Genomic DNA, 26,134 nt, shown 5'->3' on the forward strand with positions numbered 1-26,134 from the left:
CGTTCGTTCAGTTGCGAGCCGGTGCTCGACGCCAAGAACACCGACTTGGCGTCGCACCGTTTATCCGACACGAAGAACGAACAATGCAGCCTGCAACCCGTCGACGTTTCCGTCGACCCATGAGAGACGATTTCGTCTCCATCGAGACCGAGTCACGCCCATGACCGGCCTCCCGTCACCGCTGGAACCGCCCGCGCGCAACGCCGGGCGGTTCCACGGTACCGACGCCCTTCCCGCCGCCGCGATCGACCGAGTCGACGCTGCTTCGTCCGGGCTCCAGTGGGTACGCCAGTACCGGGATCGCCTCCGCATCACGGACGCGGCCGTCGTCGCCGTCACCATGTTGGTCGCCGTCGCCGTTCGATCCGCAGTAGTGGGCCGCGAACTCATCACCGAAGAACCGCTCCAGCGCATGGGGGTGCCGGCCCTCATGGCGGCAGTCTGGCTGCTCGCACTCGTGGTCTTCCGCAGTCGCGACGCCCACGTGCTCGGCGTCGGCGCCCTCGAGTACAAGCGGGTGCTCAACGCCACCGCGACCACCTTCGGAATCGCGGCGATCGTCTTCCTCCTCGTCGAGACGACGGGTGCCCGATGGTACCTCGTCGGCGCTCCCGTCGGAATCGGTGGCTTGTTGGCCGGCCGGTGGCTCTGGCGCAAATGGCTCTTCACGCAGCGCAGCCAGGGTCACTTCCTCTCCCGCGCGATCATCGTCGGCTCGCGCGTCGACGCAGAATATGTCGCGGCCCAGATCGCCCGTGACACCGGCGCAGGATTCCACGTTGTCGGCGCCGCGATCGACGGCGACGACCGGTCCGAGCTCACCAGCGACGGTCAGAGCATTCCGGTGGTCGCCGACATCCCCGGCGCCGCGACCGCGGCGGCAGAGCACCGCGCGGACTCGGTGATCGTCGCGAGTCAGTACACCAACGGAAACGACGCGATCCGCCAGCTCAGCTGGGATCTCGAGGGCACTGCGACCGAACTCGTGCTGTCATCACGACTGACGGACGTCGCCGGCCCTCGCATCCACTTCCGGCCGGTCGACGGGCTGCCGCTGCTCCACGTCGAGATCCCAACCTTCGACGGCTGGCGGCACGTGATCAAGCGCAGCTTCGACATCGTGTTCGCCGGCACGGCACTGCTCTTCCTCAGCCCGCTCCTCGCGGTGGTCGCACTCCTGATCAAGCTCGACAGCCCAGGGCCGGTGCTCTTCCGACAGACCCGGTGCGGTCGTGACGGCGACACGTTCGAGATGGTCAAGTTCCGCTCGATGGTTCAGACCGCCGAACAGGATCTCGCGGCGCTGCTCGAACAGAACGACGGCTCCGGCATGCTGTTCAAGCTCCGGTCCGACCCGCGCGTCACCCGCCTCGGGAGAGTCCTGCGCAAGTACTCGATCGACGAGCTGCCGCAGTTCTGGAACATCCTCATCGGTGACATGAGCGTCGTCGGACCGAGGCCGCCCCTCGTGACGGAAGCCGAATGCTACGAAGCGACGACGAAACGCCGGCTCATGATCAAGCCCGGCCTCACCGGACCCTGGCAGGTCGGCGGACGATCGGATCTCAGCTGGGAGGAGAGCGTGCGTCTCGATCTCTACTACGTCGAGAACTGGTCGCTCATCGGCGATCTGATGCTCGTGTGGCGCACCGTCAAGACGGTCGTGCGGCCGAGCGGGGCGTACTGACCTCTTGACGGCGGGCTCGCGCGGGCCCTTCGACGATCGCGGCCCGCATCGTACGCACGCTCCGCTGCCACGAGAAGCCGAGCTCCTCGGGAGTCGGAACCACCGCATCGCCCCGTGCCGGCACGTCGCGCATGACCGCGGCGATCGCCGCGACATCCGTGGGCTTCACGAATGTCGCTGCCGTGCCCAGGATTTCACGAAAGACCGGGATGTCGCTCGCGATGACGGAGGTGCCGAAATGGAGTGCTTCGAGCGTCGGCATTCCGAAGCCCTCGTCGAGACTCACGAAGATGAGGGCCGTCGCGTGCATGTAGAGCCACGCGAGCTCGTCGTCGTCGATGAAGCCGAGGAATCGAACTGCACCTTCGGCGACCGCCGCCGCCGCCGCGCCCGTCAGGTCGGCAGTCCTTCCTCCGGGCTCACCGACGACGATGAGCGGGAACGACACTGAGACCCGTTCCGAGTCGATGGCGGCCTCGATGACGTTCGCCAGGTTCTTCCGTACATTCAGGCGACCGACGGCGAGCAGGAACGCATCGACGTCGCGAAGGGCGGTCGGACGACGCGGTACCGCCCGGCGAAGCGTACTCCCGACCGCGAGACCGACCGGAACCACGCGTCGCCCTCGAGCCGATGCCCGGATGCGGGCGGCCTCGGTGGCCGACGAGCTGAAGACGATCGATGCACGACCGATCGTGGCCGGCATGAGGGCGAAGTAGGCGCGCTCTGTGCGGGTGAACCACTCGGGATTGCTCAGGAACATGAAGTCGTGCACGAACACCGCTGAGCGGCCGACGAACGGCGTGAAATTGTGCGTCAACGTGATGTCGGCGCGCACGCGGCGCGCGATGAGCGGAAGCTCGAGGATGGCGCTCACGCCCTGGGGCGACATCCTCGTACCGACGACGCGAACGCCGGCCGGCAGCTCTGCTCGAGCGGTCGCCAGGTCTCTGCGCCGAACGGCCACGATGAGTTCATCGCCGGGAAACTCCGCAGCCCACCCCCAGATGAACTCCCGCATCACCTGGCGGTTCGATGTCGGGCCGCTGGCCCACCAGAAGCCGTCGAACAGGATCCGCAGGGGGCCGTGGCCGTCACTGCGATGCGAGGTCGGCCGGAGTGTCATGCGAATTCGCGAACGAGCTCGACCGTCTGCTCGATATGAGCGCGGCTCGAGGCGCCGAACACGACCGACTCGATGTTCGGCTGGGCGAACACCCACTCGATCGCCTCCCGCGGTGGGATCGCTCCTGATGCGAACACCGACATCGCGACGGCTCGGAAAGGCCGGGCAGCGAGCGCTTCGTGGTACGCCTCGGTGCCGCCCGACATCCGGAACCCGAGCTTGTTGATGTTCGAGCAGACGAGCGGATTCGCGACGCCGGCGTCGTCGAGGGCGTTCAGCAACATGGGCAGGTTCATCGTGATGAAGCCGGGCTCAGCACCGTACCGATCACGCACGTGGTTTGCGAAGATCGCGAACGCATCAGTGAAGCCGAGGCCGAGCATCAGGTCCGAGACGACGTTCTGCAACCAGATCACCGGCGTGCGGACGCCCCGGAACATCGCCATCTCCGCATCGACGAGCAGCGTGACGAGACCCTCGACGTCTTTCTTCGCGATCGAGCGACCACCGCGGAGCATCGCGTTCACCATCCCCTCTTCGGGCAGGAAGCGGCGCAGCGCGCCCACCATCCCGCTCTCGGTCACGGCATCGGCGTACTTGTGCGCGTACGGCATGCAGGGCAGGAAGGTGAAGTCGGGGTACCGAGCGGGATCGGCCAGCACCCGGTCGACGACCTCGGAGATGCGATCGTGCGTCGTGCACATGAACGTCGTCACCCCTGCGTCGTAGGCATCGTCGATCACCTGCATCACCGCGCCGATGTGCTGGAATCGCATCGCCTGCGCGCGCGCCTTCTCTTCGGACATGTGGTTCACACCGAAGAACTGGTTGTCACCGAACAGCAGCCGGTCGAGCGGGCGAACCGCCGCGGCCGTCGTGTCCTCCATGCCGTGGGTCACGAGCGTCTCCTCTTCCAGCGCGACGGACTGCGCTGCTCCACCGGCCGGCTCAGGACAGCGGTCTCGTCGAGTACCGACGGACCGGTCTCCGCGTCGATCGTGAGCATCTCGATGACTCGATCCGTGACCGCGGCGCTGGCGAAGTCGTTCGTCGCCGCGAGTGCCGGATCGACCACCCGTCGAACGAAGTGGTCGAGCTGTGCGCTGTACTCTTCGCCGCGGAGGTAGTACCAGACGGGATCAGTGAGCTCCGTCGTGTACTTCACGTTCCAGCCGGGCTCGTAGCCGTCGATCGCCGGAGCGGAGTCCCGAAGGTACACCTGCACCTCCTGGCGGTCGGCGTGGATGCGGCCGGCTGTGCCGGTGAGCGTCACGCGAGTCGTCATCTTGCGGTACGACTCATCCGACCAGTTCACCGACACCTGCCCGCTGACGCCGCCGCCGAAGAAGAGGGTGCTGTACACCTCGTCTTCGGTATCGGCGGAGAAGACGCTGCCCAGCACGGTGCCGCCGACCCCGACCGGGCGCCCGGCGTACCAGGTCGCGAGGTCGATCGGATGCGCCGCGTAGTCGTAGAGCGCCCCGCCGCCCTCGGTTCGCTGGCTGCGCCAGGTCGACCCTTTCGACCGGAGCACCACCGGCCCGTAGGCCTCGACGAGGAGGTGGGTGACCGTGCCGATCGCACCCAGGTCGAGGAGTCTGCGTACTTCACGGAAGGCCCCCACGAAGCGGTTGTGATAGCCCACTTGCGTGACGAGTCCGCGCTCGGCTGCGAGCTCGGCGAGTTCGACCGACTCGGCCGAGGTCAGGCAGAGCGGCTTCTCGCAGAAGACATGGATGCCGCGCCCGAGCGCGGCCCGCACCATGGGTGCGTGGAACCGGGTCGGCGTGGCGATGAGCACAGCGTCGGGTCGCGCCGAGTCGAGCATCTGCTCGTAGTCGCTCGCCGTCGGCACCCCGGTGTACTTGCCGAGCACGTCGAGGATGTACGCGGTCGAATCGACGACGGCGACGACCTCGACGTCGGGATGTGCGCGGATCATCGCGAGGTGCGAGAGCCCCATCTTTCCGAGCCCGACGACCCCGACCCTGATCATGCTTCTCCTCCTGGTGCGTGGGTGACGGCGAGGCCGGCCGGACGGCGCGGGCTCACCGAGGCGAGCAACGCCTCGTACTGGCCGGCGACATGCTCCCACGTGAACTCCTCGGCGTGCCGAGCACGACTGGCTCCACTGAGCTGCGCGCGCAGTTCTGCGGACTCGAGCAAGGCGTCGAGTCTCGTCGTCGCCTCGGCAGTCGAATCGAAGTACAGCGCACCGTCGCCTGCGACCCAGCGGTTGTAGGGGTTGTCGTGGGCGACCACCGGGTTGCCGGCGGCCATCGCCTCGACCAAGGAGGGGTTCGTACCCCCGACCGTGTGGCCGTGCAGATAGGCGATGCCGTGGAAGCGGATCGCGGCAAGCTCATCGGGGTCGTAGACCGGTCCGATGAACAGCACATCGTCGCTCGCGGCGGCCTTGACGGCACGGTGATAGGAGTCGGTGTCGAGATAGTCGCCCAGCACGACCAGACGCTGCTCGCGAGGCTTCGCGGAGAATGCCTCGACGAGCTCGAGGATCGAGTTCTCGGGGATCGGCCGGCAGATGAGCGTGGCGTACGCACCGGGTACAAGGCCTCTCGACGTCACCGCTTCGGTCGGGGCATCCGTCACCGCATGCGCTCCGTAGGTGATCGTGTGCAGCTTTCTGCGCTTCGCCTTCCGCGCGAGGTACTCCTCGATGACCGGATGGTCCGCGATCAGGCGGTCTCCGACCCAGCACGCGATGCGTTCGTTGACGTACAGGATCGCCTGTCGCGCCTTCCCCCATCGCGCACGCGACCACTCGATGCCATCCATGTTGATGACGTTGGGGATTCCGCGAATGCGCTGCGCCACGTTGAAGACGGCCGTGTTGTATCCGAAGGTGAGGCACACGTCGCGATGGCCGACCGCGTGGCGGATCGAGCGCAGGTCGAACTTCGACGTGCCGAGCCAGCCATCGCCGGCGACCGGGATGGTGATGCGGTCGATGCCGTTCCAGGTGTCTTCGACGATGGGTCCGTCGCCCTGGGACTGGCAGTAGACGACGGGGCGCCAGCCGTGGTCGCGCAAGTGGATCGCGACGTTCTCGGCGGCGGTCTCGAATCCGCCGTAGTTCGCGGGCACGCCGTGGGTGCCGAGAATGCGCACGATGGGTCGCGCATCCGCTTGCCCTGCAACAGTTCGCATGCGTGTGCCCCGTCGCCCACGGTGTCGAGAGGGTTGCGGCCGTTCGGCAGCCGCATCCGCGGGCGGTGTCGCGAGTCTAACGACGGCAGTGCCGTCCGGCCGCCCCCCAAATCGAGGGGGGAATTGCGCCCGATCCGCGTGATCACGCCGATCTCGGCTCGTTTCGCCCCCCGTCTTGGGGCTGCCCCGCGAGCGGACGCAGTTCTAGAGTCAAGGCACCCGAAAACTCGGAACCCACGCTTCACCGCGTTCCGAACCCGAAACAGGAAATGTGACGCATGCCCAGTCGCATCGGCTACGCCGCAGGCGCGTTCGACCTCTTCCACGTCGGACACCTGAACGTGCTCAAGCACGCCAAAGACCAGTGCGACCACCTCATCGCCGGGGTCGTGAGCGACGAAATGCTCGAACGCACCAAAGGGCGAGGACCGGTCGTGCCACTCGCCGAACGCCTCGAGATCGTCCGCCACATCCGCTTCGTCGACGAGGTCCACGCCGAAGTCGTGCCCGACAAGCTCGACACCTGGCGAGAACTCCACTTCGACGTGTTCTTCAAAGGCGACGATTGGCGCGGCACCCCGCGCGGCCGCCGATTGGAGCGGGAATTCGCTGCGGTCGGCGTCGAGGTCGTGTACTTTCCCTACACCGTGCACACGTCGAGCACGGCCCTTCGGCGGGCGCTCGACGCGCTCACCCCTCAGGTCTCCCAGGTCAACGGTGAGCGGGCTGAGTGAGCACACGACCCCGTTCGGATCAGTGCGGCGGCTCTCCCTCGAGATTCCGACCCGAGGTCGGGGTGGCGAGGAATGCGTTCACCTGAGCGTGGAACAACCGCACGTCGTCGCGCAGCTTGGCCAGCATCGCTCGGTGGCGTCCGCGACGTTCACGGTGACGATCGGGCGTGTCCCACGCGTCGCCAGCGTCTCGCGACAGGGAGAGCACCGAACGTCGCGCCGTCGGGATGAGACCGCGCCGGCCGTTCAACCGGGCCGCATAGGCCGCGAGGGTGGCGGGCGAACCGTCGGCGCCGACCGGCAGCTCATCGATGCCGTCGGCGGCCCCCAGGGCGATCGCCTCGCGCAACGTGAACAGCCGGCCACGCAATTCGGGCGCGCTCTTCGCGATGACGCCCCGCTCGACGCGGGTGGCGACGATGATGAGCGATTGCTCGGTCAGTCCGACGTTGCGCAATGGGGTTGCGCGATGCGCGTCGGCGAAGGCTGTTCCCTCATCGGTGCCGTCGATGATCGCCCGCACCTCTGTGCAGATCTCACGGCCCTCGACGACGTCGATGCCCGAACTCCCGATGGTCCAGTCGCGTCGATCTTGCGTTCGGTGGAGCTCGTCGGCGAACGTGAAGGCCATGAACGGCGAGCGGCAGACGTTCGCCTCGCAGACGAACACGAGCTTCGAATTCACTCCGTCCCGTCCTTTCTCTCGAGTTCAGGCGAGAATGTGTGTGGATGCAGCGCAGCCTTCGCCTGTCGAAGAGAGAGCGGACCATGACCCTACATGACTATCTCACGGCATTGAGGAAGCACTGGCTTGCCATCACGATACTGACGGTGCTCGGCGCGGGCGCCGCCTACGGGTACTCGCAGTTGCTCCCCGACGAGTATCGGGCCGAGGCCTCCGTCATGGTGATCCCGGTTCGCGGAGACAACACGAATGAGCTCGTTCAGGGCTCGAACTACGTGCAGAACCTCGTGCAGACCTACTCGTTGCTCGCGACCTCGCCGGTCGTGCTCGACGCGGTCATCGAGGAGCTCGATCTCGATGAGACATCGAACCGGCTCGCGCGCCGCGTGCGCGCCGAAGCCCCGTTGAACACGGTCGTCATCGACATCAGCGCGACGGATGCCTCGCCCGAAGGTGCCCAGGCGACCGCGAATTCGACTGCACGCCAGCTCGCGGCAGCGGTCGCCGAGCTCTCTCCCCAAGGCGCCGACGAGCGCCCGGCGGTGCGGGTCGAGACGATCGCCCCCGCACGGCTTCCGACGGTGCCCGTCTCGCCGAACACGAGGCTCAACGTCATGCTCGGCCTCGTGGCCGGTGCCGCCGTCGGGGTCGCCTACGCGCTCGTCCGCCGCCGGTTCGGCACGCGGATCGCGACCGCCGCCGACGTCGGCGACATCACGGATGCACCGGTGATCGGCGACGTCGCAACGTCGACCGACGGTCGCACCGTCGCCGCCTCCCTGCGAGCCGCCCCCGATGGACGGGTGGCGGAATCCCTGCGTCAGGTGACGGCGGGCTTCAAGTTCGTGGATGTCGATCGCGATCATCGCGTCGTGCTCATCACCTCCGGCTCCTCATCCGAAGGCAAGACCTCGGTCGCCCTCGGTCTCGCGCTCACGCTCGCCGAAGTCGGGCATCGCGTGCTGTTCGTGGAGGCCGATCTTCGTCGCGCGAGTGTTGCCGGCTATACCGGCCTCGAGGGCGGTGTGGGCCTGACGACCGTGATCATCGGTGAGGCGACCCTCGCCGAAGCCGTGCAGCAGTGGGGCCATTCGCGGCTCGATGTGCTCACGAGCGGGGCGTTGCCGCCGAACCCCGGCCAGCTCCTGGCGAGCGGGCAACTCCGCACCGTCGTCGACGAGGCGCGGAAGGAGTACGACTACGTCCTGCTCGACACGGCACCCGTGCTGTCGGTGAGCGACGCGCTCTGGCTCGCGCCCATCAGCGACGGAATGCTCTTCGTGGTGCGCGCCAACCGTACCCGTCGCGAGGAGCTGCGGCGGGCTCTGGCGGCGCTGCGGAGCACTCGCAAGCCCGTGCTCGGCATCGTGATGAACGACGTCAAGTCGATCGCGAAGAGCCCGTACTACGCACCCGAGCCACGCCGCCGCCGCGCGCGGAAGGCTCGCAACGGGCGAGCCGCAGAGCAGGCTGTCGACGCGGCAGAGCTGCCGGTCGCCTCGGACGCGTGAGCCGCGAGGCATCCGATGAACTCCCTGTTCGCCCTGGCAGCCAAAGCGCTCACGATGTGCGTGTCGCTCGTCTGCGGCGTGCTCACGACGCGGCTGATCATGGGCGACGCCGGTATAGAGAACTACGCCCTCTTCACCCTGCTCGCGACGATCCCCTCACTGCTGGCCTTCACCGATCTCGGCAGCGGCGCGGTCATCGTCAACAGCATCGCGACGAGCGACGACGCTCGCACCGACGACGACGTGCTCGTGCAGCTGACGACGGTCGGCCGCATCCTCATCGGCTTCGCGGTGGTCACGATGGTCGTCAACACTGCGATGCTCTTCACCGGCGGATGGGTCGCGTTGCTCGGCGACTCGGGCGACCAGCCGGCAGCCGGGCTCGCCGCGTTCGTCTGCCTCTCGATCTTCTGCCTGGGCGTTCCGGTCGGCATCTGGGTGCGCATCATGCTGGGCTTGCGACGGAATCACATCGTGATCCTGCTGCAGGGCATGCTCTCACCGCTGGCTCTGCTCGGCGTCTGGCTCATCCTGCAGATCGACGACCCGAGTGCGGCGTCGTTCCTGGCGGTCGCCTCCTTCGGGGCATCCTTCATCGTCAGTGTCATCGGTCTCTCGGTCACCGCACGGCTCACGAGCCCCCTGGTGCAACGTGCCTCGAGCTACGTGCTGCACCCGCGCCGGCACCCGGGTGTGCACGTCATGGACGTGGGCTGGCCGATGCTCGCCCAATTGATCTCGTTCCCGATCGCCGCCTCGACCCAGCGCTACGTGCTCGCCCAGTGGGGCACGCCCGCCGAGGTCGCGGAGTACGGCGTGACCGGCCAGGTCTTCTTCGCGCTCAATGGCCTCGTCATGGCGGCCGGGGTCGCCCTCTGGCCGTTGTATGCGAATCGGCGGCACACCGGGCAGCTGCGCCGCGGCCCCTTCGCTCTCTCGGCGGTCTTCGCGGTCGCGATCATCGCCGCGACCGCCCTCATCTGGCTCGCGGGCCCGTGGTTGTTCGGGTTCATCACCGATGGCGAGCTCACCGTGGCCGGAACCACGATCCTCGCCTTCGGTGCGATGATCACGCTCATCGCGGCCGTGTATCCGCTCGGCATGTTCATCATGGACAAGCCCGGCATCCGTTTCCAGGTCATCCCGACGCTCGCGATGGCGGGATCGAGTCTCGCGCTCGGCATCGCGCTGGCGCCCGCATTCGGCGCTGCGGGCCCGCCGATGGCGAACGCGATCGCACTCCTCGTGTGCCAAGTGGTGCCGTTCACGATCTACATCGCCCGCAATCGCGAGCGCCTGATGGGCCAGAAGGGAGGGGCGGCGACGGATGCCGCCGAGCAGGATGCTACGACGACACCGGTCTGACGCTCACGAACTCCGAGACCTCGGGCGCCAGCGGCGATCGCCCGAGAAGCCATTCCGTGACGAGCATGTAGCGCGCGACGTAGTCCTCCTGAGTCAGCCCTCGATCGTCAGGCGAGGCGGGGTCGGCCGGGTCCACCTCGCCGGCGAGCGCAGCACGCAGCGCACGAGCCAGTTCGCGGTCATCGCCCGCCCCCACGAAGCGGGCGTTCGCGCCCGCGTAATCGTCGAGCCCACCGGTACGGGTGACGACGAGCGGACGCCCGCTCGCCATCGCCTCGATGAGGCTCGTCGCACCCGAAGCGTGCCGGTTCGGCTTCACGGGAACGACGATCGCGGCAGCCGTGGAATAGAGCCCCGCGAGTTCGGACCTCGACGTCGTAGGCGCGACGGTGACGTTCGGCGGCCAGGCGACCTGGCGGGCCGCGCGCGCGCTCGACGCCACGCGGAATCCGACCTCGGGGAGCTCCCGGGCGGCGCGGGCGAGGGTCCCCCAGTCGCGATGCCGGTCGTTGCCGACGGCGAGCACAAGACCGTCGGGCACGAGACCGTCGGGGCTCGCGGCGATGTCGGTCTCGCGCACCGCGAGCGCGGTACCGAACGGCAGCAGGATCGCGGGACGACCCGAGACCGTCAGGGCATCGGCGAGGTTCACACGGCTGTGCACCGCCTCGACCGGATGCCGTCGGAGCAGCCAGGCCACGAATGCACGACGAAGCCGGCCGTGCCGTTCCCACTCGTCCCACAGCCAGACCGACTGCGCGAGCACCGGCACCAGGCGGCGGCGAGGGCGGAAACGTTGCAGGAACGCGACGGCCAGGTGCTCGCGCTCACTGTGCGTCCAGATGGCATCGGCGGCGAAGAGCATCCGGCGATTGCGCCAGGCGTGCACCAGATCGAATCCCAGCATGCGCGACACCCTCGCACGGATGCCACGGGCCACCCGGGACTCGGGCGACGACGCCGACCAGGTCAACTCGTACCGCGACGCCGCCCGGTCGTAGCCGTAGGGCGTGCGATCGAGCGTCTCGCCCCGCGCGAAGCGCTCCGCCCATGCGACGGCGTCCTGCTCGTACGCCAGGAGAATCGCGATTTTCGCGCGATCAGCGGGGCGACGCGGCATCCGTGCCCCCCGCCGACTCGCGCGCGCCTCGGAACGGCCGAGACGGGTGCCGACGATGCCGCATGCGCTCATCCTAGGGTTCCCGCCGGGGCAGCACGCCGAACGGTCGGTGCGTCATGAATGCCCGCCTGACCAGTGTCGTGACACCGACCGTGATCCCACTCCTGGCCGCGGCCGGGGTGGCGGTGCGATACCAGATCGCCGTCGGCGTCAGCGTCTGCCTGATCGTCGCGATCGTGTTCGCACCGGTCTGGCTCGGATCGCTCGCTCGATACCGAGGGATGCGGGCGTTCATGATGCTCGGCGCGGCAGCGACGGTCTGGGGCGTGGCGACGAGCGTGTTCGATCCGATCCGCACGTTCAGCGTCCCCCTGCTCGTCATCGAGGTCTCGACCTTCCTTGCGATGCTCGGCGCGATCGGCACCCTGCTGTGGGCGCGCGAATGCGTGGGCAGCACCTGGACCGTCGTCGCCTTCGCAGTCGGCGGATTCGCGAACCTCGTGCTGACCGGCGGCAACCCGGTGAACCTCTGGAAGTACTCGCTCTCGATTCCCATCGCACTGCTCGTGCTCGCGCTCGCCGAGCACTTCGGCGGCCGGCTCACGGAGCTCATCGCACTGGTCGTGCTCGCTGCGGTCTCGGGCCTGAACGACTCGCGATCGTTCACCGCGTTCCTCCTCTTGGCGGCTGTGGTCGCGATCTGGCAGCTCAGCACCCCTCGAGCGGGCATCCGTGCCCGCCCACTGCCCGTGATCCTGGGCGTCGGCGTGCTGGGCCTCGCGATATTCAACCTCATCCAGGCACTGCTGCTCGACGGCGTGTTGGGCTCGGCGAGCCAGCAGCGCAGCCAGATGCAGATCGACGCGACGGGGTCGCTGATCACGGGCGGGCGGCCGGAGATGGGCGCGACGTTCGCGTTGCTCATGCACCAGCCATGGGGGTACGGCGCCGGTTCGCTGCCGACGTCGACCGACGTGTGGCTCGCCAAGTCGGGCATGAGCGAGTTGAACTACGACCCGAACAACGGCTACGTCGAGACGTTCATGTTCGGCGGCCGGTTCGAGGTGCACTCGGTCATCGGCGACCTCTGGTTGCGCTTCGGCCCGCTCGGCGCGGCCGTCGCGCTCTTCATCTGCGTCTACGCGGTCGTGTCGGTCGCGAGCCGCGTATCGCTGCGCACCGCGAGCGCTGTGCTCGTGCTGCTCACGGTGCTCACGCTGTGGGACACCTTCTTCAGCCCGTTCCTCAGCTCGTATCGCACGATGGCATTGTTGCTGGCGCTCGCGGCGGTTCCGTCGATTCGCCCACCGAACGAGAGGGCATGGTCGATGGAGCGTCATTCGAGGGCGTTGTCGACTTAGTCGTCGGGGCGGTCGGCGACGGTCGTCCGTGCTGCGTCGGGCGCCGCGTCGAACGGGCCCGGGCCGAGGCGCGAACCCCACGCCAACGCGGTTTCGACACGGCGTGCCGGATTGCCTGCGACGATCGCACCGGCTTCGACGTCCTTGACGACGACGGATGCCGCGCCCACCACGGCACCCGCACCGATGGTGACCCCCTTCAGCACAGTCGATCGAGCACCGACCAGCACGTGCTCGCCGATCGTGATCGGCGCCGTGTGCGGCCGAACGGTACCCGACTCATCGACGATCCGGTGAAAGTCGGTGTCGAGGAGCTGCACGTCCCACGAGATCTCGGTGCGGGCGCCGATCTCGACGCCCATCTCGACGTTCAGGATGCAACGATCCCCGATTCGCACACCCGGGCCGATGCTGAGCATTGCGCCCGGACCGACCCAGACCCGCACGCCGGAGCCGATGACCGCTCCGCGCCCGATCACGATTCGTCCGGCGCCGCCGAGCCTCGCTGAGGGTGCGACACGCGCACCCGGCTGTCCTTGAAGCGCGGCGTTGAGCAACGACGGCAGGTGACGGATGATCGATCGGATCCGCATCTTCGGCCTCTCCTCTCATGTCGCAGCCACCGCTGGTCGGTGCCGACGCCGTCACCGGCGCCGGCACCAGTCGTGGCCGACTAGCCCTGGGCCACCCGGTAGTTGTCGAAACTCAGCTTGGTCGTCGGCACCGTCGAGACGGAGCTCAGGGCCATTCGAATGCCGACCACACCGGCCGCCTGCAGAGCGGCAGTCGAGTCGGTCGCCTGGAGCTGCCAGCCCGGCTCGGGCGAGCCGACGGCCCAGACCTTGCCCGCCACCGTCGTCGGGCTCGTGCCACTCACCTGCACCCGCACGTTCAGCACCTGACCCGGGGTGTACCCGGCGGCGGGAACGAAGCTGTTGCCGCCGAGCACCGTCTCGTCCCGCAGGATGTACAGGCGGATCACGCCGTTCGGCTCGAGCCGCACGCGGGCGGAGTAGACCGCTGCACCGACCTGCCGGCCGATGATCGTGACGCTCGCCGTGCCGCCCTGCGATGCGACATCCGATGAGAACTGCACATCGACGACCGCATTCGTGCCCGAGACCCCGTTGAGCCGGCCCTCGCGAGTGTGGGACGGAGCCAGGGAGACGACGCCCTTGCCGTCGGCGACGGAGAAGCTCGCGGCTCCGCCGAGGGCGGTCCATGCGCCGCCGGTGTCGGCAGTGCCCCAGCCGCCAGCGACGGTGCGCGTGAAGGCGTCGGCTGCGAGCACGGTGACTGGCGGGGCATCCTCCACCGTGACCGGCACAGTCGCGGAATGCGTGGCTCCGTCGTCATCCGTGACCGTGAGCGTGACGTCATAGGTGCCGGCCGCGTCGAACTCGTGCGACGCCGTCGCACCGGTCGCCGTGCCGTCGCCGTCGAAGTCCCAACTCCACGCCGTCACGGTGCCATCGGAGTCGGTGGACCCGCTCCCGTCGACGGTGACCGCGAGTCCGTTCGCCGAGTGCACGAAGGAGGCCACAGGTGGCGCGTTCGGAACCGGTGCCGAGACGACGACGCTCGCGGTCTTCGTCGCGGTTGCGCCATCGTCGTCGGTGACCGTGAGCTTCACCGTGTAGGTGCCGGCTGCGGCGTAGTCGTGAGACGTGGTCTGGCCCGTTCCGGTTGCGCCGTCACCGAAGTCCCATGCGTAGCCGACGAGGGTGCCGTCGGTGTCGGCGGAAGCGGAGGCGTCGAGGGCGACCGAGAGGTTCGTCGGCGTCGCGGTGAAGGTCGCCGTCGGCGAGTTGTTGATCGTGCCGCCGTTGGCGACGAGGTAGTGGTCGTCGACCTGGCCCGCCGTCAGCGGCGTCGGGTACACCGCGACGTTGGAGATCCAACCGTTGAGGTACCGGTTGCCGATGTTCGGCCAGGAGTCCACGTTGTCACCCCCGATGCGCCAGTAGCCGCTGTAGGCCTCCGCCGATGTGGTGTCGGTGCGTACGCCGACCCGCTCGCCATCGACGTACAGCTCCTGACCCGCCGAACTCAGGGTGCCGACCACGTGATGCCAGTCGCCATCGTTGAAGCCCGTGCCGCTCTGCACCGTGCGCACCCCGCCCGGATACACGCCGAAGCTGACCCGGCCGTTGCCGCTGAGATAGATGTGGCGATCGTAGCTCGACGAGTTCCCGGTGTTGCGGTCACCGAACCCGATGATCTTCCCGCCCGAGTTGCTCGTGGTTCGGAACCACGCCTCGACTGAGAACTCGTTCGGCCCGGTCTCACGGATCTGTGTCGCCGCGAAGCTGTTCGAGCCCGAGAAACGGGTCGATGTACTGCCCGCGATGGGGCCCGACTGACCGCGCGTGACGGATCCGGAAGTCGTCACGTCGTTCCCGGTCGCCCAGTCGAAGCCGCGAGTGCCGCTCGGCTCGTTCATCGGCCAGTAGGTGCTCGGCGCGTCGTCGAGCACTGCGTCGTCGTACGGGGTGCTGGTCCCCGTCGACGCCACCGTGACGGCGGTCCAGTCCGACTGGGTGGAGTTGCCGGACGGATCCGTGGCGCGCACGCGGTACTGGTACGTCTGGCCCGCCGTGACACCCGTGTCGTTGAAGCTCATGAGCGGGCGGACCCAGTACGTCGAAGAGGCCTCGGTGGTGTACAGCGGCGCAGTGACGCCCTGCCGGAAGACCTCGTACTTCAGCACGGCATTGTCGGCGTCGTGGTTCGCCTGCCAGTTGATCCTCGCCGCGCCGGCACGGAACGAACTCGCGTTGATCTCCCAGAGGCCACCCTGAATCGTCGGGCCGATGTTGTTGGGTGCGACGTTCTGCTTCGCGAACCGCACGAGACCCTGCTGACGCATGCCGTTGATGGCCGTGAACTCACCGCCGTACAGCACGTACTTCCCATTGCCGGTGACGTCCCAGCCTGCTTGGCCGATGCCGGTCGCCGATCCGGTGAACCACGTCGGGTACCAGTGGAGGAGTTTGCCGGCGGGGTTGCCCGTGAAGCTGCGGTAACCCCAGATGTCGGGGGTGATGGTGCGGTCGGACGGCTCCTTCGCGAATGCGAGCGAGTGGTTCAGGTACCACGGATCGAGCTGCGGGAACTCGCCGATGTTGCCGCAGTAGTGGGTGTGTCCGGTCTTGTACACGACATCACCCATGGGGAACACGGAATACGTGTCACCGTGGCAGTCCTCCATCCAGGCCATCGAACCGTCGGACCAGTTCGCCCGGAAGGAGCCTTCGAAGTCGTCTTGGGTCTTGGACCCGCCGAAATCGTAGCCGCTGCCGTAGACGCTGTCGCCATCAGAGGCGAGCGAGTAGATGGCTGCGTTCGCCCCGCCGTTGCGAATGACGCTGTTGATGGCCCATGGCAGTGACCCGCCCGTCGTGGAGTCGAGCGCAGCCATACCGCGACCCGGGTTCGTGGAGCCGTTCGTCGACGTGAACGAACCGCCGACGACGACCTTCGCTCCGTCGGGTGAGGCCACGACCGCGCGAGCGCCGTATCCGCCCGCGAGCACGGGGTTGAACGGAAGCAGCGCTCCCGTGGAGGCACTGACCGCTGCTGCATACGTACGCGCGGTGTTGTTCACGTTCGTGAACTCGCCGACGAAGTACACCGCTGTATTGGTCGCGACGATGTCGTAGACGAGCGAGTTGGTGCCCGGCCTCCAGTTCGAGATGAGCGCACCGGTGGCGGTGTCGAAGGCGGCGAGCCGGTAACGTGCCTCCCCGGCGATCGAGGTGAACGCGCCGGAGACGTAGAGTCGCGTGCCGTCGGGCGACAGTGCGGTACCGAGCACCCGCCCGTTCGGGCTCGGGTTCCAGCTCGAGTCCAGCACCCCGGTCTCGATGTTGTACGACAGCAGGTTCGCACGGCCCGTCTCGTTGGTGCCGGCGGTCGCGCCTGCCGGACGGGCCTTCGTGAACTGACCGCCGGCATAGACGGTGGTGGCGCTCGCTGCCTGTGTCCAGACGACGCCGTCGATCTGGACCGTGGGCAACGGGTCGGCACTGACCGTCTCAGGGTCCGTACCTGCGGGCGGCGCCGTATCGGCGATCGCGGCGGGCGCGAAGAGCGCCGTTCCGAGCAGGCCGGCGAGCACGCCGGCGGCGACCGCCGCCGAAAGGCGTCGTCGAGGCCGCGTGCGTCGGGTTTCGGACTGCTCAGGCTGTGTGATGGTCACGAGCCGCTCCTCGCGTCGGGTATCCAAGGCAGGGGGCGCGGGGTAGCGAGTGCCTCGGGTTGAACTCACTCGGTCACAGGCTAGATCGGAGAGGTCGCGGCGTCATCCCCCATATCGAGGGGTTCTTGGCACCGTGCCGCGCAGGCGGAACGGCCTCGGTTCAGCGCACCGAGCCCTGGAATACGACTGTCGACACTTCGGCCGAGTAGTCGACCGTGATCGTGACGTCGTCGCGATCGGCCTCGGCGATCGTGAAGATGCTGACGCCGGTGCCGCTCTCGCCCGGTGCCAGGACACCGGCGAAGCGGACACCGCCGGGCTCGGTCACGGTGCCGGCCGGCGCCCGGTCGGCACCGACAAAGGCGTTGACCGAGGTGAGGCCGAGGTCGAGCGGTTTGTCGGTGTCGTTCTCGATCGTGATGGTGACCCGAATTGCCGGGCCGGCGATCTCACCGGCCGAGAACGCCTCGCCCTCGACCGACTCGATGCGATCGATGCGCACGCGCACGCCGTCGTCGCCGACCGCTTGCTCGTCGGGTGCGACCGGTGCGAGTTCGGGCGGCACCGGGGAATCGTTGCCCGGCGCCGGTTCCGCGGTCGCACCCGGGGTCGCGCCGCCACTGGTGCCGGGCGACGGTGATGGCACGCTCGCACTCTCGGTGGACGTCGGGGTCGCACCGTCGCCGTTGCCGCCGGCGGCAACCGCCCAGACGATGCCGGCGATCACGAGCACGGCGATCACCGCGGCCGAGATCACGATGATCCAGCGCGTGCGCTTCGGAGTCGACTCGGTCTCGCTCATGGGGCTGCCTTCCGGGAGGTGGTGGAGGGAGTGTACTGCCCCGCGACGATCGAACGCCCGGCGAGCGCTGCACGGCCGATGCGGCGCCCGTCGCGGAGCGCCCGGATCGCGGCTCGCAGCGGCGGGATCGGCCGCAGGAACTGGCGGCGCCCTCCGCGCAACAGCACGGCTTTCGCTGCGGACCGCGACGAGCGCGACCAGCGCCTGATGCCGTCGGGGCCGAGGTGACGTGCCGCGTACAGCATGCGGTTGCGGATGTTGTAGTAGTAGTAGATCTCCGACTTCGCCTCGACCCGCTGGTTCGCGGTGCGATGCGTGGCTCCCTCGTCGTGCACGGCGGTCGCGCTGCGCACGACCGCCACCCGGCCTCCGGCATCCGTGACCCGTCGGGAGAAGTCGACGTCCTCCCAGTAGAGGAAGTAGTCGTCGTCGAAGCCCCCGCTCGCGGCCCACACCTCGCGGGTGATGAGCAGGCATGCCCCGCTCAGCCACTCGACGAACTCATCGGCGGGATGCTCAGCCCGTCGTCGCGGCGAGCGGATCACGCCGTCGCCGAGCGCGAGGTCGAGACCTGAGAACCAGGTGCGTCCGCTGTCGTCGAGCACCACCGGTGAGACGAGCGTCATGCGGTCATCGGCGACCGCTGCCACGAGCGCATCGACGGATGCCGCGTCGATGCGCGCATCGGGATTCAGCACGAGCAGCTCGTGCGCGCCGTCGGCGAAGGCCGTCTCGGCGGCCGCGTTGACCCCGCCGCCGAAGCCGAGGTTCACACGCGGCGCGAGCAACGACCATCCGTGCTCGGCGGCGAGCTCACGGGCATGCGCGCGTTCGTCGTCGGTCGTCGGGTTGTCGACGACGATCACCCGCGCGCCCGGAATCTCCTCGTGGACGGAGACGAGGTTCGAGGCCAGCAAGTCCGAGGAACCGTAGTTCACGACGACGATCGTGAGGGAACCGGGCATCAGTGTCCCCCCAATCACCGCGAGCGCCTGCCGCCCGACGGCGCCAGTATAGGGGCCACGCCGGTACGACCCGGCGCTCGCCGCCGTCGCTATGATGGGCGAACTGCGGGGAGGGAGGCAGGATGTCGGAGCTACACGCTGCGATGACCCGGTTGCGTGACGCCCAGAAGTCCTCACGCGGTGCGCCGGCGTATTCGCGCTATGTCAACCGGCCACTCGGCCGTCCGCTGGCGGCGCTCGCGTTCGTGCTCGGCATGACGCCGACCCATGTCACGGCAATCAGCGGGCTCTGCACCGGACTCGGCATCCTCGCCATCGCGCTGTTCGATCCGACGATCTGGTCGTCGCTGCTCGTCACGGTGCTCCTGGTGCTCGGCTACGCGCTCGATTCGGCCGACGGCCAGCTCGCGCGTCTGCGCGGCGGTGGCACCCTCTCGGGCGAGTGGCTCGATCATTTCTTCGACGCGCTGAAGGCGGCGACTCTGCACTCGGCGGTGCTCATCTGCTGGTTCCGCTTCTACGACCTCGACGTGTGGTGGTTGCTCGTTCCGATCGTGTTCGGCGTCGCGGCGAGCGGTTTCTTCTTCGGGGTGACGAGCGTCGACATCCTCCGGCGCGTGCACCACCTGCAGCATCCTGAGAACGAGGCGGCAGCGCATCCCGCCGCGACGCGCACATCGTTCGTCTACTCGCTCGCGGTGGCACCCGCCGACTACGGGCTGCTCTGCATCGTGTTCCTGACTCTCTGGGCGCCACCCGTCTTCGTGACGATCTACACCGCGCTGACCCTGATCAACGCGGGTCTGCTGGTGGCGTCGGCACTGCGCTGGTATCGCCGCCTGCGCCGTTTCGAGAACCTGGTCGGGTGACCCTGTGGCGAGGTTCAGCGGCTTCGAATCGGCCTCGCGGCAGCGCTCGGCGGATGCCGCTGCGCTGCGCCGCGGGGGCGGGATGTTCTTGCGCGGGCTCACGCGCAAGCTGCTCTTCGCTCGCTCGAACGGCCTGCTGTTCATCGGGCGGCGCACCCGGCTGACCGCCCTCCGCGGAGTCAGCCACACCGGACGCCTCGTCATCGAAGACGGCGCCGAGGTGCAGGGGCTCGCGTTGCAGGGGCTCACCTTCGGAGATCAGGTCTCGATCGGGGCACGCACCGCCATCAGGCCCTCGAGCTACTACGGCGGGCCGGTGGGCGAGGGGCTCGTGGTCGGCGACCGATCGAGCTTCGCGACGGGGTGCTTCGTCGGATGCTCCGGCCTCATCACGATCGGCGACGACGTGATGCTCGGACCGGGTGTGCAGCTCCACGCCGAGAATCACGCATTCGACGATGCCGGCCGCCCGATCAAGGAACAGGGCGTCGTGCGCAGCTTCATCCGCATCGAGGACGACTGCTGGATCGGCTCCAACACGATCGTCACGGCGGGCGTCACGATCGGCCGTGGATCGGTCATCGGAGCCGGCAGCGTCGTCACCCGCGACATTCCGCCGTTCTCCGTTGCAGCGGGCTCTCCTGCGAAGGTGGTCCGTGCCCGGGGGGCGACCTCGCAACGGCCAGACGAGGCGGTCCCGACCGCCCGTCGGGACGACGGCTGAACGACCTCCGGCACCGACGAAACCCCCGCGAATGCGGGCCACGCAGACCCGCCGCGCGGGGTGCCGGTCTGGCTAGGATGGCTCACACACTCGTGAGGGAAGTCCATGTCGAACCACCTCCACGGCCATGCCGCGGAAGCCGAGCTGCCGTCCGTCGCGCGCACGCGCGAGGGCGAACTGACCGTCATGCAGTCGTTCGGGCCGCCCCGGCATACGACGAATCCGTACATCACGATGCTCGACGAAGCGCTCAGTGCGACACCGGGCCTGCGCCACCGGCGCTTCGACTGGTCGGAGGCGCTCTTCGGTCGGTACGACGTGTTCCACTGGCATTGGCCCGAGGGCAAGCTGCACGGCACGACGTGGTGGAAGTCCGCCGGCAAGCGCCTCCTCACGATCGCACTCGTGCTGCGTCATCGCTTCTCTCGCATCGCCGTCGTGCGCACGGTGCACAACGTCGAACTGCCCGACGTGCACGCGCTCAGCCGTGCCATTCTGCGCGCGGTCGACCGCGGCACCGACTATCGCATCACCATCAACACGGTGACGTCGACGCCTGACGGCACGCCCTCGACGATGATCCCGCACGGGCACTACCGCGATTGGTACGCGAAGTACGCACCGAGCGAGACGGTGCGCGGCCGGGTCGGCAGCTTCGGCGGTATCCGCAGGTACAAGAGCGTCGATGCGCTGCTCGACGCCTACGCCGGGGCGGTGATCGACGATCCTTCGCTCAGCGTTCGCATCGGCGGCCGGCCGTCGAGCGTCGAGCTCGCCGATCAGCTCCGGGCTCGAGCCGCCGAGCTGCCCGACGTCGAGCTGCAGCTGGGATTCGTCGAAGATGCCGATCTGGTCGAGCTCGTGACCGGCTCGCAGCTGATCGTGCTCGCCTACCGGTTCATGCACAATTCGGGGAGCGTGCTCGCGGCGCTCTCGCTCGACCGCCCGGTGCTCGTGCCGCGCAACGAGGTCAACGAGGCGCTCGCCGAAGAGGTCGGCGAGGGTTGGATCATCATGTACGACGGCACACTGGATGCCGCGGCGCTACTCGGTGCCGTGCGCGCCACATCGACGCGCGACCCCTCACGCCGACCCGACCTCTCCCGCAGGAACTGGGACGAGGCGGGAGCCGCCCATCTGCGCGCGTATCGTGCCGCCGTGGCGGCGAAGAGAGGCTCGTCGCTCACGGTGGCAGGGAGTACCGCGTGATCAAGCGCCTGGCGTTCGAGATGAAGCTCAACACAGTCGGCCGTTCGAGCGCCGAAGTGCTCCGGGAATTCCGTCGCCACGACCGCGAGCCCGCCGAAGAAATCGAGCGCCTCAACGCCGAGCGCTCGATCGCGCACGCGCGCTTCGCGATGGAGCACAGCCCGTTCTACCGCGAGCTCTATGCCTCGGCCGGACTCACCCTCGACGACCTCCGCGACCCAGAGGCCTTCACCGCACTGCCCTTCATCGACAAGTCGATGCTCAGGGATCACTTCGACACCATCCGCACCGACGAAGCGACGGCGCAGACCTCCGCCGTCTCGAAGACCGGTGGCAGCACCGGGCTTCCGCTCCACATCCTCCGCGACGAGCGATTCCCGGCCCGCGCGCTCGAGTGGCGGCTCTTCGACTGGTGGGGAGTCGAGCCGTGGGACGATCGCGGCATCATCACCCGTCACATGCTCACGGGCGCGGCCGGCTTCCGCCACGATCTGCAATGGCTGCCCTCGCGACGGATCCAACTCGACGCGTTCCGCATCACCGACGAGTCGGTCACGGAGTTCGTGCGCAAGTGGAACCGGTTGCGGCCGCCGTTCCTGCTCGGCTACGGCGGCGGAGTGCTCGACATGGCCAGGCGCCTCGACCGACTCGGTCTTCGCTTCGCACCGCCGACGGCGATCGCGGTCACTGCGGCCCCGCTCACCCCCGGAGTCCGTGCCGAGATCGAGTCGACGCTCGGCGCCCCGTGCCACGATCACTACCGATCGGCCGAGGTGCCGTGGATCGCCGGCGAATGCGCCGAGCACGAGGGACTTCACGTCTTCTCCGACGTGCGGCGGGTCGAGGTACTCGACGAGCACGAACGCCCTGCGCCCGCCGACGTCGAGGGCGACGTGATCGTCAGCGACCTCACGAACCGTGTGTTCCCGATCATCCGCTATCGACTCGGCGACATCAGCAGCCTCCGCTCCGGCCGTTGCGCATGCGGTCGCGCCCACCCGCGCCTCGGCGCGATCTCGGGGCGTCGCTCGGACGCCGTGCGCCTGCCCGACGGCACGACGATCGCCGGAGCACTCGGCCACATCTTCGATGAAGCGCCGCTGTCGGTGCGACAGTTCGAGATCGTCCAGGCGGCCGACTACTCGGTCACACTCCGCTGCATCCCAGGCGCAGACGCCGACGCCGGCATCCGCCGTGCAGAGGATCTCTTGCGCGTCGCAACCCGCGGGCTGGTGCCCGTGACCGTCGAACGCGTCACATCCATCCCGCAGGTGGGCGGCAAGATGCGGTTCATCCGAAGCGAGGTGGCGGCTGCCACGACGACCGCGGAGGTCGATCCGGCGTGAATCGCATCAGGCTCGTGGTCGGCATTCCGAGCTATCGCAGACCCGCGAAACTCGACGAACTGCTCGATGCGCTGCCGGCGCGTCTCGCGGAGGCTGCCGATCTCGTCGATGTCGAGGTGCTCGTGGTCGACAACGATCCGCACGGAAGTGCCCGATCCGTCGTCGAGGCGCATGGCGAGCTCCCCCTGCGATACGTCGTCGAGCCGGAGCCCGGCATTGCGGCGGTTCGCAATCGCGCGTTGACGGAGTCGGGTCACGCCCGACTGCTCGCCTTCATCGACGATGACGAGCGCCCGCGCGAAGGCTGGCTGCGCGAGCTCGTGCGGGTCTGGCAGCCGAGCCGGCCCGCGGCCGTGATGGGGCGGGTCATCTCGCTGTTCGACGAGGACGCCGACGAGTGGGTGCTCGCCACCGGCGTGTTCCGCCGCCGACCGCGCACCACCGGCATCGAGATCGACGTGGCCGCCACCGGGAACCTGCTGCTCGACCTCGATCAGGTGCGCGAGATGGGGCTCAGCTTCGACGAATCACTCGGGCTCGCCGGCGGCGAGGACACGCTGTTCTCCCGGGAGCTCCGGCGGGCCGGCGGCCGCATCCTCTGGTGCAACGAGTCGGAGACCGAAGACGTCGTCCCTGCCGATCGGGTGACCCGACGCTGGGCGATGCGCCGAGCGTTCAACGGCGGCAACTCGGCGGTGCAGGTCGCGCTCAGGCTGCAGTCCGGGGCGGGCGCGCGCGCGCTCGTTCGAGTGCGCGGCGCGTTCAGCGGCACGGCGAGAATGGTCTACGGCATGTGCCGTCACCTGCTCGGCCGGGTGACCGGCGACCTCACAGCTGATGCGCGCGGGTTGCGCACCAGCTACAAGGGCTGGGGAATGGTGAGGGCGTCCTTCGGCCACCGCCACGAAGAGTACGTGCGCCCACTCGAGGTGTTGCACACCGGCGAGTGAGCCGGCGCGTCAGCCCTTCGTAAGCGGATGTCCCGCAGGCACGCTCGGTCTCCGATGTCCGTCTGCCGTGGCCGGGCTCTCGGAGATCACCCCGGCGAGCTCGGCCGGACGCTTCGCTTCGCGGTACCAGTGGTCGCCGCCTCGCGCGCAGGTGCAGGGCCAGGCAACCACCTCGTCGATGCCGATCGCTCGGATGAATTCGCGATGAGGAGTTGTGTCGTTTCGTCGCATGGTCGGGTTCCCATCTGACTGCGGGCTCGCACCGATGCTTCGCCCGTCATCTGAGAGACGCAGAGCGGGCCCGATCATGACGCGGGTTGCAGGAACTCCGAGACGGCTGCGGCGATTCGCTCTCGAATGGCCTCGTCGTCGGCCGTCGCCGTACCGTCACCCGGTTGCACGCCGTAGTCCCCGAACGCCGCGTGATTCGCGCCGTCGAGCACGACGGTGACAGCGTCGGCTGGGAGCAGTGGCGACGCGGCAGCGACCTTCTCGGGAGTGCTCAGCCCATCGAACTCCGCGACGAGCGACAGGGCGCGCAGGCCCGAATCCGACAGGTCGTTCGCGCAGTAGCTGCCGAACAGGACGATGCCTGCAACCTCCGGCCCCGAGGCATCCGATGACTCAGCCGCCATCTGGCACGCGCGAACACCGCCGAGCGAATGGCCGCCGACGTACCATCGCTCGATTCCGGGCACGTCGGCGGTGAACTCCTCCAACGGACGGGTGTCGAAGAACGCGAGGTTCAGGGTCGGTTCCGTGACGACGACCGTCGCTCCCGATTCCGCCACGATCCCGCCGAGCTTCCAGAGGTACGCTGCGGGATCGACTCGAGCTCCCGGAATGAACACGAGCCCGACGTCGGAACCGCCCTCCGCCGGCTCGATCACGAACGAGCGATCCGTCTGCCGGATCGTGATCTCGGAATCGCGCCAGGCCTCGAGCGCACGAGGGCGTTCCCCGGCCATGACCGTGTGCGCCCAGGCGGCGAAGATCACGCCGGCGAGCACGAGCACTGCGAGCACGCCCAGTGCGATGCGTCCGAACCGGCGAGCGATCACAGCTTCGCCGCACCGACCGCGAAGGTGTCGCACGCGCCTGCGCTGATGTCGCCGTCGGGAATGAACGTCATGATCCGACGCTACTCCGCGCCCCGCTTGCCGTCGTCGTCGAGGTCGTCATCGTCGTCATCGTCATCGTCGTCATCATCGTCATCGTCATCGTCATCGAGACCTTCATCGTCGTCGTCGTCATCGTCGGGCTCGTCGTCATCCTCGGCGAGGTCGTCGACCACCTCCGCATCGCGCTTGTCATCGGCAAACGCCGGCCCGAAGCCCTCGTCTCCGCCGGCGAACCGGTCGGTCGCCGTGATCAGCGCGTCGAGGATGCCGGGCTCGTCGAAGGCATGCCCCGCGTCGTCGACGATCGTGAGCTCCGCTTCGGGCCACGCCCGGTGCAGGTCCCACGCGGTCATCGCGGGTGTGCACATGTCGTAGCGCCCCTGGATGATGACCGCCGGAATGTCGCGGAGCCGCGAGGCATCCCGAATCAGTTGCCCTTCCTCCCACCACCCGCCGTGCCGGAAGTAGTGATTCTCGATGCGCGCGAACGCCGTCGCGTACTCGGGCGCGGTGAACCGGGCGATGTTCGCGGCTTGCGGCAGCAGCGTGATCGTCGAGGATTCCCACCGCGCCCAGGCAATGGCGGCGGGCTCGTGCACTTCGGGGTTCGGGTCGGTGAGCAGCCGCGCGTACGCCTCGATGAGGTGACCCCGTTCGAGCGCCGGAACCGGCGCGATGAAGTCCTCCCACAGGTCGGGGAACACCGCCGAGGCGCCGCCCTCGTAGAACCAGTCGAGCTCCTGCCGCCGCAGGGTGAAGATGCCGCGCAGCACCAGTTCGGTCACCCGCTCCGGGTGGGTCTGAGCGTAGGCGAGTCCGAGTGCGCTCCCCCATGAGCCGCCGAAGACCTGCCAGCGGTCGATGCTGAGGTGGCCCCGCAAGCGCTCCATGTCGGCGACCAGGTGCCAGGTCGTGTTCGCCGAAAGCTTCGCCTCCGGTTCGCTCGCGTGCGGGATCGACAGTCCGCAACCACGCTGGTCGAAGAGCACGATCCGGTAGCGATCGGGGTCGAAGAGACGGCGATGCTGGGGCGTCGTTCCGGCCCCCGGCCCCCCGTGCAGGAACACGACCGGCTTCCCCCGCCGGTTGCCGGACACCTCCCAGTAGATGTGCTGGCCGTCCCCCACGTCGAGCATGCCGGTCTCCAGCGGCTCGATCTCCGGATACATCTCTCTCATGGCGCCACGGTA

Annotated in this window: 21 protein-coding genes and 1 pseudogene; 10 read left to right on the forward strand and 12 right to left on the reverse strand. The window is 68.3% G+C overall.

From position 1 onward, the window contains the following. Window positions 1-160 precede the first annotated feature (160 nt). A complete protein-coding gene (locus tag AC1C2T_RS00120; RefSeq protein WP_495383789.1) occupies window positions 161-1,687 on the forward strand; it encodes a sugar transferase in 1,527 nt (508 codons plus the stop codon). Here the strand turns inward: AC1C2T_RS00120 and AC1C2T_RS00125 are convergent. The 4 genes from AC1C2T_RS00125 to AC1C2T_RS00140 are packed head-to-tail and all read right to left on the reverse strand — an operon-like array spanning window position 1,653 to window position 5,981. Next, window positions 1,653-2,813 (reverse strand): glycosyltransferase family 4 protein, encoded by a 1,161-nt coding sequence (locus tag AC1C2T_RS00125; RefSeq protein WP_495383790.1) that lies wholly within the window; start codon window positions 2,811-2,813, stop codon window positions 1,653-1,655. The genes AC1C2T_RS00120 and AC1C2T_RS00125 overlap by 35 nt on opposite strands. Then, window positions 2,810-3,712: a hypothetical protein gene (locus tag AC1C2T_RS00130; RefSeq protein ID WP_495363307.1), complete on the reverse strand. Its 903-nt coding sequence runs from the start codon at window positions 3,710-3,712 to the stop codon at window positions 2,810-2,812. Before AC1C2T_RS00130 ends, AC1C2T_RS00125 begins: the two co-directional genes overlap by 4 nt. Further along, window positions 3,709-4,809, reverse strand: coding sequence for a Gfo/Idh/MocA family protein (locus AC1C2T_RS00135; RefSeq protein ID WP_495383791.1), 1,101 nt, complete (start codon window positions 4,807-4,809; stop codon window positions 3,709-3,711). The genes AC1C2T_RS00130 and AC1C2T_RS00135 overlap by 4 nt, the downstream gene beginning before the upstream one ends. After that, window positions 4,806-5,981, reverse strand: coding sequence for a DUF1972 domain-containing protein (locus AC1C2T_RS00140; protein WP_495383792.1), 1,176 nt, complete (start codon window positions 5,979-5,981; stop codon window positions 4,806-4,808). Before AC1C2T_RS00140 ends, AC1C2T_RS00135 begins: the two co-directional genes overlap by 4 nt. 278 nt (window positions 5,982-6,259) lie before the next feature. Here AC1C2T_RS00140 and AC1C2T_RS00145 point away from each other — a divergent pair, with 278 nt between their 5' ends. After that, window positions 6,260-6,715: an FAD synthase family protein gene (locus AC1C2T_RS00145; protein ID WP_495363310.1), complete on the forward strand. Its 456-nt coding sequence runs from the start codon at window positions 6,260-6,262 to the stop codon at window positions 6,713-6,715. Window positions 6,716-6,734: 19 nt separating this feature from the next. On the opposite strand, the gene AC1C2T_RS00150 is transcribed toward AC1C2T_RS00145, so the two are convergent. Then, complete coding sequence (locus AC1C2T_RS00150) at window positions 6,735-7,400, reverse strand: arsenate reductase/protein-tyrosine-phosphatase family protein (protein WP_495383793.1); 666 nt, start codon at window positions 7,398-7,400, stop codon at window positions 6,735-6,737. A gap of 83 nt (window positions 7,401-7,483) precedes the next feature. Here AC1C2T_RS00150 and AC1C2T_RS00155 point away from each other — a divergent pair, with 83 nt between their 5' ends. Both AC1C2T_RS00155 and AC1C2T_RS00160 read left to right on the forward strand, forming a co-directional pair. Further along, on the forward strand, window positions 7,484-8,911 hold the full coding sequence (locus AC1C2T_RS00155; protein WP_495363312.1) for a tyrosine-protein kinase domain-containing protein: 1,428 nt from the start codon (window positions 7,484-7,486) through the stop codon (window positions 8,909-8,911). A gap of 15 nt (window positions 8,912-8,926) precedes the next feature. Next, window positions 8,927-10,276: a lipopolysaccharide biosynthesis protein gene (locus tag AC1C2T_RS00160; RefSeq protein WP_495383794.1), complete on the forward strand. Its 1,350-nt coding sequence runs from the start codon at window positions 8,927-8,929 to the stop codon at window positions 10,274-10,276. Here AC1C2T_RS00160 and AC1C2T_RS00165 read toward each other — a convergent pair. Then, window positions 10,257-11,396: a glycosyltransferase gene (locus tag AC1C2T_RS00165; RefSeq protein WP_495383795.1), complete on the reverse strand. Its 1,140-nt coding sequence runs from the start codon at window positions 11,394-11,396 to the stop codon at window positions 10,257-10,259. The two genes, AC1C2T_RS00160 and AC1C2T_RS00165, sit on opposite strands and share 20 nt — an antisense overlap. A 116-nt stretch (window positions 11,397-11,512) precedes the next feature. On the opposite strand from AC1C2T_RS00165, the gene AC1C2T_RS00170 reads away from it, so the two are divergent. Continuing rightward, window positions 11,513-12,757: a hypothetical protein gene (locus tag AC1C2T_RS00170; RefSeq protein ID WP_495383796.1), complete on the forward strand. Its 1,245-nt coding sequence runs from the start codon at window positions 11,513-11,515 to the stop codon at window positions 12,755-12,757. On the opposite strand, the gene AC1C2T_RS00175 is transcribed toward AC1C2T_RS00170, so the two are convergent. The 4 genes from AC1C2T_RS00175 to AC1C2T_RS00190 all read right to left on the reverse strand — a co-directional run bounded on the left by AC1C2T_RS00175 (window position 12,754) and on the right by AC1C2T_RS00190 (window position 18,725). Beyond that, entirely contained in the window at window positions 12,754-13,350 is a 597-nt protein-coding gene (locus AC1C2T_RS00175; RefSeq protein WP_495363317.1) for an acyltransferase, read from the reverse strand. The two genes, AC1C2T_RS00170 and AC1C2T_RS00175, sit on opposite strands and share 4 nt — an antisense overlap. Window positions 13,351-13,430: 80 nt before the next feature. Beyond that, the gene (locus AC1C2T_RS00180) at window positions 13,431-16,958 is read right to left on the reverse strand and encodes a PKD domain-containing protein (RefSeq protein ID WP_495383797.1); all 3,528 of its coding nucleotides are present in this window, start codon (window positions 16,956-16,958) and stop codon (window positions 13,431-13,433) included. A 160-nt stretch (window positions 16,959-17,118) separates the two neighbouring features. Continuing rightward, complete coding sequence (locus AC1C2T_RS00185) at window positions 17,119-17,760, reverse strand: hypothetical protein (RefSeq protein ID WP_495383798.1); 642 nt, start codon at window positions 17,758-17,760, stop codon at window positions 17,119-17,121. Next, window positions 17,757-18,725, reverse strand: a complete 969-nt coding sequence (locus AC1C2T_RS00190; protein ID WP_495383799.1) for a glycosyltransferase family 2 protein — start codon at window positions 18,723-18,725, stop codon at window positions 17,757-17,759. The genes AC1C2T_RS00185 and AC1C2T_RS00190 overlap by 4 nt, the downstream gene beginning before the upstream one ends. Before the next feature lie 122 nt (window positions 18,726-18,847). On the opposite strand from AC1C2T_RS00190, the gene AC1C2T_RS00195 reads away from it, so the two are divergent. From AC1C2T_RS00195 to AC1C2T_RS00215, 5 genes are all read left to right on the forward strand, one after another. Continuing rightward, window positions 18,848-19,594 carry a CDP-alcohol phosphatidyltransferase family protein gene (locus AC1C2T_RS00195; RefSeq protein WP_495383800.1) on the forward strand — a complete coding sequence of 249 codons (747 nt, stop codon included), beginning with the start codon at window positions 18,848-18,850 and terminating at the stop codon, window positions 19,592-19,594. Window positions 19,595-19,598: 4 nt separating this feature from the next. After that, window positions 19,599-20,318, forward strand: a complete 720-nt coding sequence (locus AC1C2T_RS00200; RefSeq protein WP_495383801.1) for an acyltransferase — start codon at window positions 19,599-19,601, stop codon at window positions 20,316-20,318. A gap of 105 nt (window positions 20,319-20,423) precedes the next feature. Continuing rightward, entirely contained in the window at window positions 20,424-21,527 is a 1,104-nt protein-coding gene (locus AC1C2T_RS00205; protein ID WP_495383802.1) for a glycosyltransferase family protein, read from the forward strand. Continuing rightward, a complete protein-coding gene (locus AC1C2T_RS00210; protein ID WP_495383803.1) occupies window positions 21,524-22,873 on the forward strand; it encodes a phenylacetate--CoA ligase family protein in 1,350 nt (449 codons plus the stop codon). The genes AC1C2T_RS00205 and AC1C2T_RS00210 overlap by 4 nt, the downstream gene beginning before the upstream one ends. Next, window positions 22,870-23,823: a glycosyltransferase family 2 protein gene (locus tag AC1C2T_RS00215; RefSeq protein ID WP_495383804.1), complete on the forward strand. Its 954-nt coding sequence runs from the start codon at window positions 22,870-22,872 to the stop codon at window positions 23,821-23,823. The genes AC1C2T_RS00210 and AC1C2T_RS00215 overlap by 4 nt, the downstream gene beginning before the upstream one ends. 305 nt (window positions 23,824-24,128) lie before the next feature. Here the strand turns inward: AC1C2T_RS00215 and AC1C2T_RS00220 are convergent, their stop codons facing one another. Continuing rightward, window positions 24,129-24,884 (reverse strand): alpha/beta hydrolase, encoded by a 756-nt coding sequence (locus tag AC1C2T_RS00220; RefSeq protein WP_495383805.1) that lies wholly within the window; start codon window positions 24,882-24,884, stop codon window positions 24,129-24,131. Between the two features lie 287 nt (window positions 24,885-25,171). Continuing rightward, window positions 25,172-26,122: pseudogene (gene pip, locus AC1C2T_RS00225) on the reverse strand (prolyl aminopeptidase); the annotation flags it as partial. Between the last annotated feature and the right edge of the window lie 12 nt (window positions 26,123-26,134).

The sequence above is a fragment of the Agromyces sp. Y558 genome, assembly GCF_059445415.1.